The organism is Chryseobacterium phosphatilyticum (genome assembly GCF_002899825.2).
Classification (GTDB): domain Bacteria; phylum Bacteroidota; class Bacteroidia; order Flavobacteriales; family Weeksellaceae; genus Chryseobacterium; species Chryseobacterium phosphatilyticum.
In genome coordinates, this window is the sequence record NZ_PPED02000006.1 from 67877 (window position 1) to 85799 (window position 17923).

The window sequence follows — 17923 nt, forward strand, 5'->3', positions numbered from 1 at the left end:
GTATTATCATGAAAAACTATATTTATATTGTTTGTATGTCTGTCATCTTATTCGGCACGTCCATTAATGCACAAGTTGGCATCAATACAAGCACCCCCAATACAAGCAGTGTTCTGGAAATTAATTCTTCTAATAAAGGAGTTCTTTTTCCTCAATATGACCTCACTGTACTCAACAATACAAGTACCCCTATAGCAAACCCGGCTGATGGATTAATGATTTATAATAAAGGAGGAGCCTCCACTTTTCCGAAAGGGTATTATGTTTGGATCAGAGACCGCTGGCAGCGAGCTATCCTTTCAGGTTCAGAACCTCAAACAATGTCTTTGATTATTAATTCCGGGGTTTTAATTCCTACGGGGAGTACCAATAATACTTTGACCAACTTTAGTGTTGCCGCTAATAAAATTACCGGAGCGTCTCTGGGAGCTGATACTTCTACCATTACGTTACCGGCCGGAACTTATATTCTCCGATATTCGGTGGATTCAAGTAATGCAGGTAACAACAATGGAACAGCTAATACACAATATTTGTCCCAGAATTTCACCTGTACACGATCTTATCTTATTAATGCCGCTACCAGTGCAACAATTACGGAAACCAACAGAATGTGTCAGCTATCCAGCTCTTTTACATTCTTTCAGGGAAGTTATTTTTTAACATTGACAGCACCGACTACAATCCGACAAAAATTTGAATTTGATACAGGAAATGGCTTTACAGCGAGCAACCTGAATGTAAGATCATCATTGGCTCTTATCATCACAAAAATGAGTCAATAAAAAAAACTTAAGCATAGGTTACGCTTAAGTTTTATAAATATTTAATATAAAATAAGGTTCTCATTGTGGAACCTTATTTTATTTAATTCAGTTTTGCAGTCAGTTTTTTGAATTGTTTTTCTGCATTTTTACCTTCATAAAGAATGGCATACACCGTTTCAATGATAGGTAATTTAAGATTTTTTTGTTTTGCAGTTTTATAAATAGAGTCTGCAGCATAATACCCTTCTGCCACCATGTTCATAGACTGAATTGCTGATTTCACGGTATATCCTTTTCCGATAAGATTTCCTAAGTTTCGGTTTCTTGAGAAAAGAGAATAAGCTGTTACCAGAAGGTCTCCCAGATAAGCACTTTCATTGACATCTCTCGGAGCTTCATAAATAGCTTCCAGGAAAGTCTCCATTTCACGGATTGCATTAGAAACAAACACCGCAGTAAAGTTGTCACCATACCCTAATCCACTTGCAATACCCGCTCCGATGGCAAAAATATTTTTGAGAATTGCGCTGTACTCGTTTCCTAAAATATCTTTACTGGTTTGTACTTTAATAAAATCTGAACTGAAAACCCCTTCAAGTTTTTCAGCGACCTCATCTTCCACTGTAGCAATGGTAAGATATGACAATCTTTCCATAGCAACTTCCTCTGCATGACAAGGTCCGGCAATAACGGCCTGATTTCTGAAACCTATTTTAAATTCATCACGCAGATAATGTGCTACTACATCATTGACTCTTGGAATAATCCCTTTAATTGCAGAAACGAAAATTTTATCCGAATAATTACAGGTCATTTTATCTAACGTATCCGCAAGATAAATGGAAGGTGTTGCCAAAACAACGACATCGCAGGCAGACACTAATTCATTAATATCTGTGGTAAGTTTTAAATTCTTAAGATTAAAATGGGCCGCTGTAAGATACGTCGGGTTATGTCCGCGAAGCTCAATAGCTCCTTTTACAAATTCACTTCTTACACACCAGTGTACTACTTTGCAATTTTCAACCAACATTTTTACAATAGCAGTTGCAAAACTTCCGCTCCCTACTACCCCTACAGAAATATTCTTTTTTGGATTCGAAGATTCTGAAATTATTTTCTTTTTAGCCATAATTGGAATGTGAACTGCAAATATATTAAACATAGATTTAACAGGAGCCTGGAAAGCATGATAAAAACCATATTCTTAAAAAAACACCATCTCAACACAATTAAATAAACAATTCAGCGTTAGATACAGAAAAAACTGAATTTTAGATAAAGATAACTCACAAAGATTATTTTTAATTAAATTTGCAGTCTTAAAAAACCGTTTTACCCATACTGAAGAAATATGAAAAAATTTCTAAACAGCAAAAAGAACGTAAATATTCTTCTCGGAGGACTTTTATTAGTAGTTTTTGCACAAGGTATCCTTATTGCCAAGCTGTTTTCTGAAAAAGATAACAAAAACTATGAGGTCAACCTTGTTAAGATAAACACTGAAAAAGACAGTGTAGATTATTTAAAAATGAAAACAGATCTTACTCTGGTAGATCAGACTGTTGCTGAACTTAATTCTTTTCTGAAAGCCAAAGACATTGTGAATCAAAAATTAATGATGCTCGATCAGGACAGTATTTCAAATTCCATTTACCTCTCCAAACAAGCCAACCGATATAGCCAATACTTAATGGATCTCCAGAAGAAACTAATGGAAGTTCCACTGGGAATGCCTACGGACGGATATATTTCTTCTAATTTTGGAGTAAGAAAAAATCCTATCCCTTTCAAAACAGTGTATGCTTCAGTAAAGTCTCCTGCTGCTAAAGCAGAGCCCGCAGCTGTTGCCGCAGCTCCTAAACCCGAAGTAAAAGCGGAACCGGTGGAAAAGATTATTGAACTCACAGACAGCTATGGAAATAAAAGGGAAGTAAAAGTGATGGTTACTCCTAAAGCAGCTCCTGTTGCCACAACAACCCCAGCTGCTTCAACAACGACTAAAGCAGTTGCTGCTAACGGTACAGGCAAAACTGTTCCTGCTGAAAAAAATAATCCTCCGGCTGAAGCAGATCAGATGCAGTTTCATAAAGGACTGGATATTGCTGTTGCCTTTGGATCTGATGTAAGAGCTGCCGCTGCCGGCACTATAATTTTTTCCGGGCAAAAAGGAGGGTATGGAAACTGTGTAATCGTTTCTCACGGCAATGGATTAGCTACACTTTACGGACATTTATCCCAACTTATTTCTAAAGTAAATGACAAAGTAAAAGTAGGGCAGGTCATTGCCAAATCCGGAAACTCCGGACGCTCTACAGGGCCTCATCTTCATTATGAAGTACATAAAAACAATACACCTGTCAATCCGAAATTGTTTATGAATTTATAAAATAGAAAGCTGTCTCTGATGAGGCAGTTTTTTTTGGCTTTAAAGGATAATGTATTCGCGGGCAGATTGCGCAGATCAGGCTGATTTTTAAGCTTGCACATCTGCTGAAGATTTTTCTAGTATACTATTATGTGAATTCTTTTTTAAAACACAAAGACACTAATAATTTCACGAATAGCACAAAGACAGCTCTTGATTAATAAATCTGCAAAATCTGCGTGAGATAAGTTCATTGCAAAGTTTTTATAATCTTTTCCTATGATTTTAAGTGAGCGAAGAACGAAATCAGCAAGCTGATCTGATGAAGCTTTGAAAAATATCTTTGATTAAGGTTACATAAAAACGGCTGCCTTTGGCAGCCGTTTTTTATTTTAAAATCTTAAAGGTTCCTTTAGGATGAGTAAATGTACCGTCAGAACCGGCAATATTAGAATACACAATATTCTTATTGTAATCCTGAATATGGGTTACATTGAAACCCAGATGAGGCTCATGCCAGTATACCATAAAAACATTCTTTGCCACTTCTACGGCTGTATATTCTACAGTATCCGTACTGTTCTTTGAGCTTCCGGCCGTTCCGGTGAATGTCATAGTTTTGTTATTTTTAAAATCCAGAAGGAATTTGACCGCTCCGAAATCTACTTCAACCTTTCTGCCAATGGCGGGGTAAGGTGATTTTAAATCCCAGTCCATTTCTCCACGGAACACCTTCACTCCCATTTCCAGTTCATCTTTTCCCGGAAGGCTGGGATATTTTTTAACCATAAAATCTACAATAGCAGGAGTTGTTGTATTTTCTGTCACTGCTTTTTTATAGTTTTCAAGGTAGCTTTTCACAAAATCAAGCGATTGAGGTGACAAGGTTTGCTTTACAAAGTGCGAAGGTATTACCTGTTCAGGATTCAATGTTTTCATTGCATTGATTTGTCCGATCCATTGGTCAATCGCCTTTACATTTTGAGTATCCGCCATCCAAAGATGCGAATCTACTGAAACTGAGATCCCTCCTGCAATTGTTTTAATAGATGGAATCCAAAGAAAACTGTGAGCAGGATCTTCAGGATTCTGTTTGATCTCAATTGTATTCCCTTCAAGATCAGGAATAGCAGTTACTGCTTCCGGAATGATAATTTCAGAAGGGGCATCTGCTTTCAACTGCGGTTTCCAGACAGTAAGTTTATCATCTTTTGAAGCGGATATCAGATAGGCTGTCTGAGCTGTTGAAATAATCCTTACATTAGGAAAAGCGTTTTTAATCACATCCAATCCAAAGTAAAAATCTGGATCACTATGAGAAATAAAAACAGTCTTCAGGTTTTTACCGCTTGCCTTTATTTCTTTCACCAACTGTTCCGCATATTGCTTTTGAAATTGAGCATCAATAAGCATTGCGTCTTTGTCACCATAAACAATAGTAGAAGTAATAGGAAAAATAGCTTTGGTTCCCGGGTTATATACCTTTATTTTTAGATTTCCGGCCCATACTAAACTTATAAAACCCAGTACGGCTATCAACGATAATAATTTCTTTTTTACCATTTTTGTTCTTTTAGATTAAAAACTAGTAAGCTGCTGTAAAACGTTCGCGGATATGGTTGTTTTGTTCCAATTCATCTACTAAAACTACCGCTACATCTTCTACCGAAAGACGGCTTCTCCCATTTTCATCAAATACAGGAGTTTCCAATGAAGTTCTGTATTTCCCTGTTCTCTCTCCTACGTTTGCCTGGTTCATTTCTACTGCAGGGCTAAAGAAAGTCCAGTCTAATGTATTGTTTTCTTTGATTTTATTTAAATAATCTCTTGCTGCCGTCGCTCCTGGCTTGTATGCATCCGGGAAATCAGGGGTATCCACGATCTGTATGTTATCCGGTGTATAAAGGCTTCCTGCCCCTCCAACTACGATTAATCTTTTCACACCAGCTTCTTCTACCGCTTTTTGAATATTTTGAGAACCATTTAAGAAATCATTGTAAAGATTAGGATTTGTCCAGCCTGCATTGAATGCACTGATTACCGCATCACTTCCTTTCAGAACATCTGCCAGCGCATTTACATTGTTTACGTCTACGCTTTTTGCCGTTACGTTCTCTTGTGTTTTTACCTTTGATGCATCTCTCACCAAAGCTTCTACAGCATAGCCTCTATGAGCAAGTTCATTTACTATTTGTGTTCCTACAAATCCGGTTGCTCCGATTACTGCTACTTTTTTCATAATGTTTTATTTTAAAATTAAATTGTAATAAATTTTGTTACATTTAAGGGTAAAAAATTTTAGTTGAAATGGTTGGTAAATTCCTGCAATGACTTGTCTCCTAAAAAATTTGTTACCAATTGATCTGTTTCTTCAAATAAAGTATTTAAATGAATATTAATTTCTTTTCCTACACTACACGCGGGATTAGGATTTTGGTTTTTCTTTCCTAATACTTCGGTATTTTTTACTGCTCTGTAGATTTGTGAAATGGTGATCGCATCAGCATCTTTTGCAAGCTGGCTTCCTCCTTCTTTCCCTTGTCGGCTTATGATCAGGCCTGCTTCTCTCAATACACTGATTTCCTTTCTCACAATCACCGGATTTACATTAATACTACCCGCCATCCATTCAGAAGTAAGCCACTCCTGAGGACTTTTTGCCAGTAAGGTCATAATATGTACTGCCGTAGCAAATCTTGTATTATTCATTTCAATTACATGGCAAAGATATAACTTTTTTTAAATGTAACAAATTTTATTACAGTTAATTTTTTCTTAAAGTATTAATTTGTCCAGATCTAAAAGTAAATAATTGATATTTTGATTGATCGTTCTGGTGGCTGATTGCATCTGGTTAAGCATTGCCGCACGGTTATGAAGGTCATCAGCACGATAAAATCCGCCATCACTGAAAATAACTGATTGATCCGCTGCTGCTTTATCATCATCAAACTGGTAGTGCAGCCATCGTGTTTTCATATTACTGATCAATGAATGTTCTTCTCTGTTGGAAAACTTTTTCTCCGTATACATATACCAGATAAATGGCGGGAAATTCGGAGACTCCAGCCTTTCTCTCCAGATATCCCTTAAAAGATTTCTCTGATGGATAAATTCTACTTTCTTTCCTTTTGGGTTAAGTGTTGCCAAACCAAACCCCGCTCCCAAAATACCTCCGCCGATTCCGATCGCATTATCCCAACCATCACTTTTTACAATTCCTCCTGCGATAGAAGAAGCAGCCCCGGCAATGATTGAATATAAAATAAGTTTATTATTTCTGGAAGAGTTGAGATTATCCACATAATTTCCAATCTGAGCCACCCTTTCTCCTTCACAGTCGAACTCAGCCGCTACAGCATCCAGTTCGGTCAAAGCAATTGTAATCCGGCTGTTGATTTTGGTTTTGAGTTGTAAAATTTTCACCTGTGAAGCCAGAGATGAATCTTTTTTAAGCTCAACAATTTTATGAACCTCATCCAGATTATCCAGTGCATTCAAGATGAGAATACTCTGATCAGAGAACATGGTTTTTAAATTTTTATTCGCTTCTACAATAGAATCTGAGTTATAAGAAGGAAGCCTGTTACTATAGTTGTATTTAAAAGGAGCTTTACAGTAACTGTCTTTGAGAGTCAGAATATTTTGTTTAATAGCCTGATTTTTCTTGGAAACACAAGAAATTAATAGACTAAAAACAGCAAGAAGATAAAAGAGTTTTTTCATTCATTCCTATTTTTTGTGTGATACACCTACAAATTGTAAACAGATTGATATTCAGGAACCATTCAATTCTTATTACAATTCATCAATACGAATATAATACAAATAAAAAAATTTACCTGATATCAGGTAAATTTTTAATCTATTTTTAAGTTGGATTATTTAATATCCAGCAATTCCACTTCAAAAACCAACGTACTGTTGGGTCCAATTTCTTTACTGATTTGCTGATCTCCGTATGCCAGATGCGGAGGGATGATCAATCTCCATTTACTTCCAACAGGCATTAACTGAAGAGCTTCTGTCCATCCTGCAATAACTCTGTTTAGAGGGAAAGATGCAGGAGTACCTCTTTTCACAGAGCTGTCGAAAACTTTACCTGAAATTGTAGTTCCGTGGTAGTGGCATTTCACCGTAGATTTAGGCCCGGGTTTTGCCCCGTCTCCTTCTGTGATGATCTCATACTGTAAGCCACTTTGTAACTGAACAACACTTTCTCTTTTACCATACTCTTCCATATATTCTTTACCATCTTTCAGGTTCTTTTCTGCCAATTCTTTTTTACGTTTAAATAACATGTCTGCTACTCCCATAATTTTATTTTTTTACAAAGATAGTGCTTTTTAAGATTAAGGGTAAAAGTCTAATTAAGAGCAAAGGAATGAAAAGGTTATTTTAAAATCATAAAACATTCTGAAAATCAAATTTTTAAACAATTATTAATTCAAAATAGACAAGCTTTAAAATCATACCTTGAGTATTTCATACTTTCTTATCCATAAAATTCAAATAATTGTAATACTCTATTAACACAGAATCCGAAACTTGGCGTTATAATTGGATTTAAAAACTAAATGCCAGATCCATTAAAATATAATAAGAAGTTCGACGAACTGAATGAAGAGGAGAAAAAGCTACTAGAGATTAACAAAAAATCTATAGCAGATTTCGTTGAACAATCTTCCTCTATCAGTGACGTCAATTATGCTACCAGAAACGCTCATGCAAAAACCTATGCGGTAGCAAAAGGTATATTTTGGGTTGATAAAAATATCCCTGAGTGGGTGCAGCCCTTTTTTGATAAAGACCATTTTGACCTTATCATCCGGTTTTCGAATGCACAGCTCAAAATAAAAAACTCCAGGAAAGATATCCCGGCTTATGGTTTTGCGATACAGATCAAAGATGAAAAAGGAGGGTTACTGGCCAATTATCCCCTGGTTAATTTTCCCTTATTCCCCATTAACTCGGTTTCTACTTTTCTGAAACTGTTTACCGCTATTAATCGGTCATATATCAAAAAAGGAAGCCACCTGTTCTCTATCGCAGGCCACATGATCAAAATAATACCTTCAGTTTTAACGGGTTCATTTATCAAAAACACTATAAAGTTATTTCAAAAACGGAACGATTTTCTCCTTTCATTTGATTATTACTCTGTCGGGGCTTATCGTCTCGGAGATTATATGATTAAAATTAAGCTGGAACCTCAAACAGTTGACAGGAATATAGGGAAGAAACAAAATATAAAAAAGGCACTGAAGAACTACTTCCACACCACAGATTTTATGGCAGATGTTTTCATTCAATTTTGTTATGACCTCAAAGACCAGCCCATCAATAAACTGAATGTAGAATGGAAAAATTCCCCATACCTTAAAATTGGTGAAGTCAGAATAAACAAAGATTCATTGCTGGATACCCGTGCTTGCAGTAATGAGCTGGTATCGTTTAATCCATTTGAGAGTAAAGCGATTTTTCAACCGGTAGGTAAGATTCAGAAATTACGTGATGAAGCGTATAAAGTATCCCTACAGACGAGGAGAAAAATCAATAAGCTCCTGCATGGAAAGGGTACAGATTTATAGATGCCAATGTTGAAAACCTCAAGGGCTCAAAGATTTCATCTCCGATAAAATAAGATTGGTTACCATTCCGTTCTATGAAATGAAAGCCACGAATATACTTTATAATCTTTCGTGCATCCGTGGCAAAAAATTATTACCGGAACTTTCTATCTTCCTCACGGATTGCAAGATCATTGATACTTGCATACCTTTTGGCCATCAATCCGTTTTCATCAAATTCCCAGTTTTCATTTCCATAGGCCCTGAACCAGTTTCCTTCTTTGGTTTGATATTCATATTCGAAACGTACAGCTATACGGTTATCAGTATGAGCCCAATATTCTTTCTTAAGCTTATAGTGCAGCTCTTTTTCCCATTTCTTTTGAAGAAATTCTACGATCTCTTCTCTTCCACTGACAAAAGTATCCCTGTTTCTCCATTCACTATCGGTAGTATATGCTTTAGAAACCCTTTCAGGATCCTGACTGTTCCAGGCATCTTCTGCCAACTGAATTTTTTCCTTAGCCGTTTCTAATGTGAAAGGCGGAAGCGGATGTTTCTGTTCCATCGTTTTAATATATTAAATTGGTGACTATTTGTTTTGATTTTTCAATCAGTTCATTGGATTTGAAAAGTTGGCTTTCTATAATACTGCTTTCAAAAAGCATATAAATATGGTCAGAAAGCGCATCGTCTTTCAACAATTCTAAAAAGTAATTCCGGAGATCTGACTTATGAGATTGTATAACACTCAGGATTTTAATATTGTCTGCAGGAATTTCAGATAGAATATTCAGAAAACTGCAACCTCTGAAATGCTCTTTCTCATTCATATAAATCAGAAAATCAAAAGCTTTGATTAATTGATTCTGAAGGTCTTCAGCCTGGGATGAAAAATCAATAAGCTCTTTAAACCAGTATTCATGTCTTACATTCAGAAACTCTACACAAAGATCTTCTTTAGATTTAAAATGCTGATAAAAGCTTGCCTTTGCCACTCCCGCTTCTGCAATAATCTGGTTGATGCCTGTAGAATTATATCCTTGTTTGCTAAACAAATCAAAGGTTGTTTCTACAATTCTTTGTTTTGGTGATCCCATATTCCTTTTTTTGTAAAGCAAATGTAATACAAAAAATTAAAATAGACAAACCTGTCTGTCTATTTTAATTTTAAAAAAACTATCGTCCAGCCTCTCTCTACACCACAAAAAAAGCCCCCGGGATAAATTCTCAGGGGCCATTTATATATCAAAATAGTATCTACTACTCTTCTACTTTCTCTTTTTCCTCTTCTTTATCAGGGAACATAATGGATAGAATAACAGAGATAACCAATACTCCACCTACAATTCCTAATGAAACAGGGGATGAAATGTGATACCATGGTGCAATCAGCATTTTAACTCCGATGAACGAAAGGATAATAGCCAGCCCGTATGGAAGTTTGCTGAACATGTGAATAAAGTTGGCCAACAGGAAATACAATGATCTAAGACCTAAGATCGCAAAGATATTCGATGTATAAAGGATGAACGGGTCATCTGAAATGGCAAAGATCGCAGGAATGGAATCTACGGCAAAAAGAACGTCTGTAAATTCAATTACCCCTACCACAACCAAAAGAGGTGTAGCCATCTTGATTCCGTTCTGAATGGTGAAGAACTTATCTCCATCGTAGTTGTCTGAAACTTTCCAGAAACTTTTGATCAGTCTTGCACCGGCTGTGTTGCTGTAATCTTCGTCATCGTCATCATCACCGTCACCCCAAGATTTTATACCCGCATATACAAGGAATAAACCAAACAAGGTCATGACAATGTTGATCTTTACTGCTTCTCCGAAAATATGCATTTCAGGAAGATAGGTCAGGTTAATCAGCCCTACTCCCGCAAAAATAAATATTGCTCTGAAGATCAATGCTCCGATAATCCCCCAGAAAAGAACTTTATGATGAAGATATTTAGGTACTTTAAAGAATCCAAAGACGAGGATAAATACGAATAAGTTATCCACAGAAAGTGCTTTCTCAATCCAATAGGCGGCCTGATATTGTGTAAACTTTTCTACCGCAAGTGCATGCCCGTCTGCTTGATTGAAAACCCAGTACACCACTCCTGAAAACACCATAGAGAGTGAAATCCATACGATAGACCAGATGGTAGCTTCTTTGGACGAAACTTCGTGACTTTTTTTGTTGAATACTCCTAAGTCCAGGAGCAGCATGATAACGACCGTTATCGCAAATCCCCAGACCAGACCCGGGTGCAATTCTAAAATACTCTGATGTTTTTCCACTTGATTAATGTGTTATTATATATGATAAAAGCAATATGTGTACAAGGTACAAATATTGCTGTTTATTTTATCTTTTGATTGATAATTAGTTACAAATAATTCATCTGCACAGTCTGGACAGTTTGTTCCAGCTTTCTGTCGGCAGTAGGGTCTCCGATCGCATTGAATTTCCATTCTCCGTTTCTCTTATAGAAAACTCCCATTACCATGGCTACATGTCCGCTGAAAGAAGCATCATTGGCAATATCATATTTTGCAAAAACTTCTCTTACATTGGTAGGGGTTCCTTCGTAGATACGGATAGAAGCGAAAGGAATTGTTCCGAAATCCTGCCCTCTGTAACTGTTCAGAACCATGGCAACGTGCTCTACATTAGGCTCCAGTTTGCTGAAATCTACAGTGATCACCTCGTTGTCCAGTCCGTCATCCCCGTCAACATCTCCTGTAAGATCATCTCCACTGTGTCTTACAGAACCGTTTCTAGATTTTAAGTTACCGAAATAGATTACTTCCGTTACATTTTTGTTTGAATCATATAAAATACAGCTTCCATCTAAGTCTACTGCTTCTTTTTTAGTTCCGAAAAATCCTTTTTTTTCAATTGCTCCCCAGTTGATTCCTACACAAGCCTGAGAAAGCTCAGCTCCGTTTTCTTTTTTAAGGTTAATTCTTTGACCCTTTTGTAAGTTGATAGCCATTTTTTTATGTTTTGTTGTTATTTATATTAGCGAAGAAAGCTATTATACCAAGAAAGCTGATAGGATATTTTACATCTTTATCACTCATTACTTTCTCAACTTTTCTTTACTTTCTTTACATTTCAAATTTCGACTTAGTTATTATTGTTCAAATTTAAATTAAGCATTGCCCGCAAGATATTTGTTTCTTCGTCAAAATCAAATATTTTGCTCATGATGTCTATATTTTCAAGGTTTCTGAGATAATCTTTCAAAACGTTTTCTACCTCTGTTGGTAAAATTCGTTTTCTTTCGTTCATATTGCTTTCGAGGTGTTCATTTTTCCTTTTCAGCTGATCGATGATGGTTGTCTGATTAGACTGGTTTTCAGAAACGTCCAGTTTACCCAGATCTTGATCAAAAAGATACAATTTCTTTTCATCTACACTGAAAATAAAATAATCATCAGACTGGAAGATTTTGAAAAGCTCATACTCATTGATTCCGTTCAGATAACCACAGACAAAACGAACTTTAAAACCTTGTATATTCAATCTTCCCAGCAGTTTCCTTTCAATAGAATAGTCTTTGTACTGATAGGCTGGAAAAGATCCGGTTTTCAACAATGACTCATCTGAATCTGTTCTATAAAATTCCTTCGCATATTTTTTATGAAAATACAGGACATTATCCCAATTAGCGGTGAAAACCTCTTCTGTAAAATCTTTATAAACGTTTTTCAGATGTTTCGAAAATATACCGCTATACATTTTCCGGTCTGTTTCAAAGCTATCGACCTGTCTCTCTTCGAAACCTGAAATATATTTGTTGTTGATGTCAATTTCATTAATGACTGCCAGCATATCATTTTCCTTCTGTCTTTTAATTTTGGTTAAAAGCTCGATAAGGCTGTCGGTATACTGAAGGTGGAAAAGTTCCAGTTTATTGTAATCCAAAGCCGCATTTTCCTGGAACAAATTGTGGATAATATCAGTTTTAATATAAATTGATATAATGTCAATATGTTCAAAAAAATTAGCCAGAAGTTTAAGCCTTGTTAATCTTCTTTTGCTCTGTGACAATATGGTTGCTGCATCATCCCCCACCTTGGTCTCCTATAAATTAACCTCTGACATTTGCTTTCAATTCATGCTCTAATGTCTGAAGATCCTGATCCAGTTTTCTTCTGTTATCAGCCCCTTGTTTCTGAATTTGTTTCACTTCATTCAAGGTATTGATCAACATTGAAGTGGTTTCTCTCAATGTTTCTACAGAAACGATCGTTTGTTCATTGGCTCTGGCAACATTCACTGAATTCTGCCCCAGACGTTCTGCATTTTTTCTTAAGATTTCCTCTGTGGTAGAAGATACTTTCTGCTGAATTTCAATATTCTGCTGTTGTCTGTACATGGCCACAGCAAGTGAAAGTTGATTTTTCCATACAGGAAGTGTCGTCGTCAGAATTGTCTGTGCTTTTTCAGCAATTGAAACGTTGTTATTCTGCACAAGTCTGATTTGTGGAAGTGACTGCATCATAATGACACGTACCACCTTCAGATCAGCCATTCTTCTGTCTAATCTGGCAATAAAATCCCTCTTATCTGCAATCTGGTAATCCTGAAAGTTCTGAGGAGCAGCTTCCATTTGAGCAAGTTCTACAGCAGCTCTTTCCATTCTTATATTTCCTGCGATTACAAGGTCTTCAATTTGCTTAATGGAGTTCACATTACTTTCAAAAATAGTCTGCAGAACCGCATTGTCTTTTGTAGAAGTAATAATTCCAGCATTTACTTTATAAGAGATTTGCTCGATATTATTGATGATCTTATCGTATTTTGCAAATAGATTTTCCACCTGAGTCATTACCTTTTTCATAAAGGGTAACTTGCTCAGAAAACTTTTCACTTTATTCCCGTTAAGTTCCTCTACATCAACATAGTTAAGCTCTACCAAAAGATCATTGATAAGCCCTCCTACCTCACCTGAATTTGATCTTCTTACATTTCCTAAGAAACTATCACTCTGATTGGTCAGGGTTTTCTGAAGTTCTGCTCCGAAATTAACGATTGAACCGGGATTGGCTTCATCAATAGAGTTCGCAAGAACTTCATATTTCTGGCGTTCTTCTGTCTGCAACTGAGTCAGATTCACATTTCCCTCTCTGTCCACAAGAACTGCCGGTGCTGCATTTTGAACAGGTTGAGCCGGTGTTGGCGGAACCATAGGTGTTGGTTCAAATGTTTTAAGAGGTTCAATTGATCCTAGTGGATCTATCGGTTGATTTTCCTGATTATCCATGATTATTTCTGATAAATTGATACAAATTTTTCAAGGCCGTCTCTTTGTCCTGCACCAACAGCCTCAAATTTCCACTCTCCGTTTCTGTTGTAGATCCTTCCGAATTCTACCGCAGTTTCGATTGAGAAATCTTCATCCAGTTCATACTTTAAGATTTCTTCATTCGTATCTGTATTGAAAATTCTGATGAAAGAATTTCTTACCTGTCCGAAATTTTGTCTTCTTGAATCTGCATCATGAATGGTTACTACCACAGTAATTTCAGTGACCGCAGAGTCAATTTTTGTAAGATCAATTTTGATCTGCTCATCATCTCCCGCTCCTTCACCTGTCAGGTTATCACCAGTATGAATAACCGCCTTATCCGGAGATTCAAGATTGTTGTAAAAAATAAAGTGATTATCTGATACTAACTTTTTATCATCTCCCAGCAAAAATAAAGACGCATCAAGATCGAATGCTGTTCCTGTAGAAGTATTATTGATATCCCATCCTAAACCTACAGTAAATTTAGGTGCGTTAATGTTTTCTCTTTGTCCTTTTTGTAAGTTAATAGCCATAATATAATTCCGTTTGTGTTAAAGTATTGATGTTATTTTTATATTCTTTTATTAAATGATAATTATTGCTGATGGCCAGTTCTAAAAGAAGATCCATCTGCTCTTTTTTTACTTTAGACGTAAGATAGTCAAAATTACTTGATTCAAGGCCTAAAATATATTTTACAATTCTTGTATTGAACTCAAAACTTGGCTTCTCCATTACCTCTGCAATATGGTTTACATTTTGCACTGCATAGTAATTGAAATAGTTCTCGATCTTCGGATCAAGATCAAAGTTCATTAATTCAGCATAATACAGGAACATAAAATCAGCTTCTACATGATATTGATCCAGGATTCTGTTCACCGTATATTCATGACTTCCTGTAATTTTTATATCGTCAATAAAAATACAAAGTTTTCCTCTCAAAAAGTCTTTATCAATATAATACGTATCATTGGAAATCAGATTTTTGCGATCTTCAAAGCTAAGATTACCATAATCTGTGATATAGGTATGATTTCTATTAATTTTTGATAAAATACTCGATTTTTTCCCTTTTTGAAAAAGATAAAAATCAAGATGCTTTTTAAAGAAAAAACATAAAAAATTGGAAGCTGTTGGAATGGCCATGTATGGGCTTGGCAGCACTACAATTTCTTTATCTGCTTCTAAAAGGGCCTCATGTCCGGAAATAAACCCGTCAAATAATTCTTTTGCAAATTTCTCAGCATACGACTTATCGCCATACTTGAAATAGCTGTATTCAGCCGGTGAGAATGTAAACTCATCTGCCGAATGAATGTGGTGTAAGCTGTATCTTTTGTTCATGTTATATTAGTGTTTAAGTAAATGTGCACTGAAACCGAAGTCTTGAGCTCCCTTATAATCTGCCACCGGATTATCTCCGATGTGCAACACTTTTTCAAGAGGCAGATCCTGATCTTTCAGTTGATTTTTCACTTCCTGAAAAATGAGGGGATTCGGTTTGGAACAGTTGATTTCATCAGAATAGATATGAAAATCAATGTACTGATCCAGGTTTTCATGAATCAGAAATTTTCTCATCGTTGTTCCTTTGATAAATCCTGTGTTGCTCAGGATGTTAATGGTTTTTCCCTGATTTTTAATATCGTCAAAAAAATCATGGATATTTTCAAAAATAACAACAGGCTTATATTCTAAAAACAAGTCTTCACTTTTCAAATAAAATTCGTTAAGTTTTTCTTTGTTTACAAGTTTTACATCCACTTCCAGAGCTCCGAGAATCATCAGATAAATTTCAAAAGTATCTATATTTCCTCCTGTTACTTCATTGATTGTATTGCAAAGATCATCATAATATTTTACGGTTTTAGCAACTTCATCTATAGGCTTATTAACTTTAAAAAATGAGGAGAACAGCTCAACTCTTTTTGCTTTAAATTCAGGATGAGATTTGATTAAAGTGAGCCACAAGTCAAAGGAAAAATGACAGTGGTTGTGAATGTCGATATCTGTTTTCAATATGTTTTAGTTAAAAGTTTTATGTAGCTTTTGTTGAAAAAGATTTACTAATATTTTCTCATCAAAAAGTGTTTAATTTTCTATTCTTTCCAAAGATAAAATTTTTATCAGAAATGCATTACTTTAGTTTTCTGTTTTAAGATATTTTTATGATTTAAAATAAAAAAGACAAAATGTAAAAAAAAAGAACCACAAATAACTTTGTGGTTCTTGTCTGATTATTATAGAGTATTGTTTTTAATGGATAATAATATTTCTTATCTCTTGGTCTCTCGTCTGAAATCTCTCTCTTTATCTTTCCGGCATAACCTTATAGGTAGGGTCTTCCTGTATATTCACTTCTATCACGGCTTCAGCATTCTTTAGCATTTTCCGGCAATCTTCGCTGAGATGGCGCAGATAGACCACTTTACCTTGTTGCTGGTATCGTTTTGACAATTTATCCAAAGCATCAATGGCACTCATATCTACAATGCGGCTTTCTTTAAAATCAACCACAATTTCCTGAGGGTCATTCATCGCATCAAACTTATCGGCAAATGCCGTAACGGAGCCAAAGAATAAAGGTCCGAATATTTCGTAATGCTTAATTCCCTGTTCATCAATATGTTTTCTTGCCCGGATTCTTTTCGCATTATCCCAGGCAAAAACCAATGCGGAAATAATCACTCCGATCAAAACCGCCAGCGCAAGATTATGCAAGATAACGGTAATCAACGCTACGGTAATTCCGACAAATATATCGGACTTCGGCATTTTATTAACAATTCTGATAGACACCCATTGAAATGTACTTAACGCAACCATCATCATCACCCCCACCAGGGCAGCCATGGGTATTTTTTCAATAACAGGAGCACCAAACAGGATGATTATCAAAATCATAACAGAAGCAATAATCCCTGATAATCTGGCTCTTGATCCGGCGTTAAGATTCACCAGCGTTTGTGCAACCATAGCACAACCTCCCATTCCACCAAAAAATCCATTGGTAATATTAGCAAGCCCCTGGGCAACAGATTCTTTATTGGCATTTCCCTTCGAATTGGTGATCTCATCCACCATTGATAAAGTCAGAAGCGATTCAATCAGTCCTACTCCGGCCATAATCATCGCGTAAGGAAAAATAATTGAGAAGGTTTCCAGCGAAAAAGGCACCTGAGGGATATGAAAACTGGGAAGATTTCCACTGATGTGGGCAATATCTGCAACTGTTTTTGTATTGATATTAAATCCTAACACAACGGCGAATACTACAATAATTGCAACCAGAGAAGCCGGAATAGTCTTTGTAATTTTAGGAAAGAAATATACAACGGCAATCGTAAGAGCTGTTAAACCAGCCATCACATATAAAGACATCCCTTGAAGCCAGCTCGTAACACCGTTGTGGTCTGTAATTTTAAATTGTTCAACCTGTGCCATAAATATAATAATGGCCAATCCGTTCAGAAAGCCATACATTACCGGTTGCGGAATAAGCCTTACAAACTTCCCCAACTTAAATACTCCAACAAACATTTGGAAAAATCCAGCAAGAGCTACTGTGGCAAAAAGATATTCTATTCCATGGGATTGTATTAATGCAATCAGGACCACAATAGTTGCTCCGGCCCCGCCAGATACCATTCCCGGTCGTCCACCTAAGACAGCCGTAACCAATCCCATTATAAATGCGGCATAAAGTCCGGTAAGTGGTGAAAGTCCGGCCAGGATAGCAAATGAAAGAGATTCCGGAATCATGGTCATGGCTACGGTAAATCCGGCCAGTAACTCATTTTTATAGTTTATTTTTTTCGAGAAATCGAATAAGCTGATTGTATTTTTCATTGCGTTGCAAAGTTATACACTTGCTCAATTCTATACAATTTTTTTATTTTCACCCTTTTTGTTAATATT

Annotated in this window: 19 protein-coding genes; 3 read left to right on the top strand and 16 right to left on the bottom strand. The window is 36.1% G+C overall.

Going from position 1 to position 17923, the window contains the following annotated elements; all coding sequences use genetic code 11:
* The first annotated feature begins 8 nt into the window (after positions 1 to 8).
* Positions 9 to 785 carry a phage tail-like protein gene (locus C1631_RS20420; RefSeq protein ID WP_103248172.1) on the top strand — a complete coding sequence of 259 codons (777 nt, stop codon included), beginning with the start codon at positions 9 to 11 and terminating at the stop codon, positions 783 to 785.
* Positions 786 to 867: 82 nt separating this feature from the next.
* Here C1631_RS20420 and C1631_RS20425 read toward each other — a convergent pair whose 3' ends face one another.
* A complete protein-coding gene (locus tag C1631_RS20425) occupies positions 868 to 1899 on the bottom strand; it encodes an NAD(P)H-dependent glycerol-3-phosphate dehydrogenase (protein WP_103248173.1) in 1032 nt (343 codons plus the stop codon).
* A gap of 222 nt (positions 1900 to 2121) precedes the next feature.
* On the opposite strand from C1631_RS20425, the gene C1631_RS20430 reads away from it, so the two are divergent.
* A complete protein-coding gene (locus C1631_RS20430; RefSeq protein WP_103248174.1) occupies positions 2122 to 3156 on the top strand; it encodes a M23 family metallopeptidase in 1035 nt (344 codons plus the stop codon).
* A gap of 366 nt (positions 3157 to 3522) precedes the next feature.
* Here C1631_RS20430 and C1631_RS20435 read toward each other — a convergent pair whose 3' ends face one another.
* The 5 genes from C1631_RS20435 to bamJ all read right to left on the bottom strand — a co-directional run bounded on the left by C1631_RS20435 (position 3523) and on the right by bamJ (position 7451).
* Complete coding sequence (locus C1631_RS20435) at positions 3523 to 4698, bottom strand: MBL fold metallo-hydrolase (RefSeq protein ID WP_109713921.1); 1176 nt, start codon at positions 4696 to 4698, stop codon at positions 3523 to 3525.
* 22 nt (positions 4699 to 4720) lie between these two features.
* Complete coding sequence (locus C1631_RS20440; RefSeq protein WP_109713923.1) at positions 4721 to 5374, bottom strand: NAD(P)-dependent oxidoreductase; 654 nt, start codon at positions 5372 to 5374, stop codon at positions 4721 to 4723.
* A 59-nt stretch (positions 5375 to 5433) separates the two neighbouring features.
* Positions 5434 to 5844 carry an Rrf2 family transcriptional regulator gene (locus tag C1631_RS20445; RefSeq protein ID WP_103248176.1) on the bottom strand — a complete coding sequence of 137 codons (411 nt, stop codon included), beginning with the start codon at positions 5842 to 5844 and terminating at the stop codon, positions 5434 to 5436.
* A gap of 66 nt (positions 5845 to 5910) precedes the next feature.
* Entirely contained in the window at positions 5911 to 6861 is a 951-nt protein-coding gene (locus tag C1631_RS20450; protein ID WP_109713925.1) for a hypothetical protein, read from the bottom strand.
* Between the two features lie 155 nt (positions 6862 to 7016).
* The gene (gene bamJ, locus C1631_RS20455; RefSeq protein WP_103247308.1) at positions 7017 to 7451 is read right to left on the bottom strand and encodes a BamJ family beta-barrel-assembly machinery protein; all 435 of its coding nucleotides are present in this window, start codon (positions 7449 to 7451) and stop codon (positions 7017 to 7019) included.
* Positions 7452 to 7712: 261 nt separating this feature from the next.
* On the opposite strand from bamJ, the gene C1631_RS20460 reads away from it, so the two are divergent.
* On the top strand, positions 7713 to 8726 hold the full coding sequence (locus C1631_RS20460) for a catalase family protein (RefSeq protein ID WP_109713927.1): 1014 nt from the start codon (positions 7713 to 7715) through the stop codon (positions 8724 to 8726).
* Between the two features lie 133 nt (positions 8727 to 8859).
* On the opposite strand, the gene C1631_RS20465 is transcribed toward C1631_RS20460, so the two are convergent.
* The 10 genes from C1631_RS20465 to C1631_RS20510 form a co-directional block, all read right to left on the bottom strand.
* Positions 8860 to 9273, bottom strand: a complete 414-nt coding sequence (locus C1631_RS20465) for a nuclear transport factor 2 family protein (protein WP_103247310.1) — start codon at positions 9271 to 9273, stop codon at positions 8860 to 8862.
* A 4-nt stretch (positions 9274 to 9277) separates the two neighbouring features.
* Positions 9278 to 9805 carry a TetR/AcrR family transcriptional regulator gene (locus C1631_RS20470; protein ID WP_103247311.1) on the bottom strand — a complete coding sequence of 176 codons (528 nt, stop codon included), beginning with the start codon at positions 9803 to 9805 and terminating at the stop codon, positions 9278 to 9280.
* A 163-nt stretch (positions 9806 to 9968) separates the two neighbouring features.
* Positions 9969 to 11000 carry a TerC/Alx family metal homeostasis membrane protein gene (locus C1631_RS20475; RefSeq protein WP_109713929.1) on the bottom strand — a complete coding sequence of 344 codons (1032 nt, stop codon included), beginning with the start codon at positions 10998 to 11000 and terminating at the stop codon, positions 9969 to 9971.
* Positions 11001 to 11089: 89 nt separating this feature from the next.
* Entirely contained in the window at positions 11090 to 11698 is a 609-nt protein-coding gene (locus tag C1631_RS20480) for a TerD family protein (protein ID WP_103247313.1), read from the bottom strand.
* Positions 11699 to 11832: 134 nt separating this feature from the next.
* Positions 11833 to 12633 carry a hypothetical protein gene (locus tag C1631_RS20485; protein WP_123966749.1) on the bottom strand — a complete coding sequence of 267 codons (801 nt, stop codon included), beginning with the start codon at positions 12631 to 12633 and terminating at the stop codon, positions 11833 to 11835.
* A gap of 166 nt (positions 12634 to 12799) precedes the next feature.
* A complete protein-coding gene (locus tag C1631_RS20490; protein ID WP_185144686.1) occupies positions 12800 to 13975 on the bottom strand; it encodes a toxic anion resistance protein in 1176 nt (391 codons plus the stop codon).
* 2 nt (positions 13976 to 13977) lie between these two features.
* Positions 13978 to 14535 carry a TerD family protein gene (locus C1631_RS20495; protein ID WP_103247315.1) on the bottom strand — a complete coding sequence of 186 codons (558 nt, stop codon included), beginning with the start codon at positions 14533 to 14535 and terminating at the stop codon, positions 13978 to 13980.
* Positions 14525 to 15349: a phosphoribosyltransferase family protein gene (locus C1631_RS20500; protein WP_103247316.1), complete on the bottom strand. Its 825-nt coding sequence runs from the start codon at positions 15347 to 15349 to the stop codon at positions 14525 to 14527. Before C1631_RS20500 ends, C1631_RS20495 begins: the two co-directional genes overlap by 11 nt.
* A gap of 6 nt (positions 15350 to 15355) precedes the next feature.
* Complete coding sequence (locus tag C1631_RS20505) at positions 15356 to 16024, bottom strand: HAD family hydrolase (protein ID WP_103247317.1); 669 nt, start codon at positions 16022 to 16024, stop codon at positions 15356 to 15358.
* Positions 16025 to 16315: 291 nt separating this feature from the next.
* Positions 16316 to 17854, bottom strand: a complete 1539-nt coding sequence (locus C1631_RS20510; RefSeq protein WP_109713934.1) for a SulP family inorganic anion transporter — start codon at positions 17852 to 17854, stop codon at positions 16316 to 16318.
* Positions 17855 to 17923: the final 69 nt, after the last annotated feature.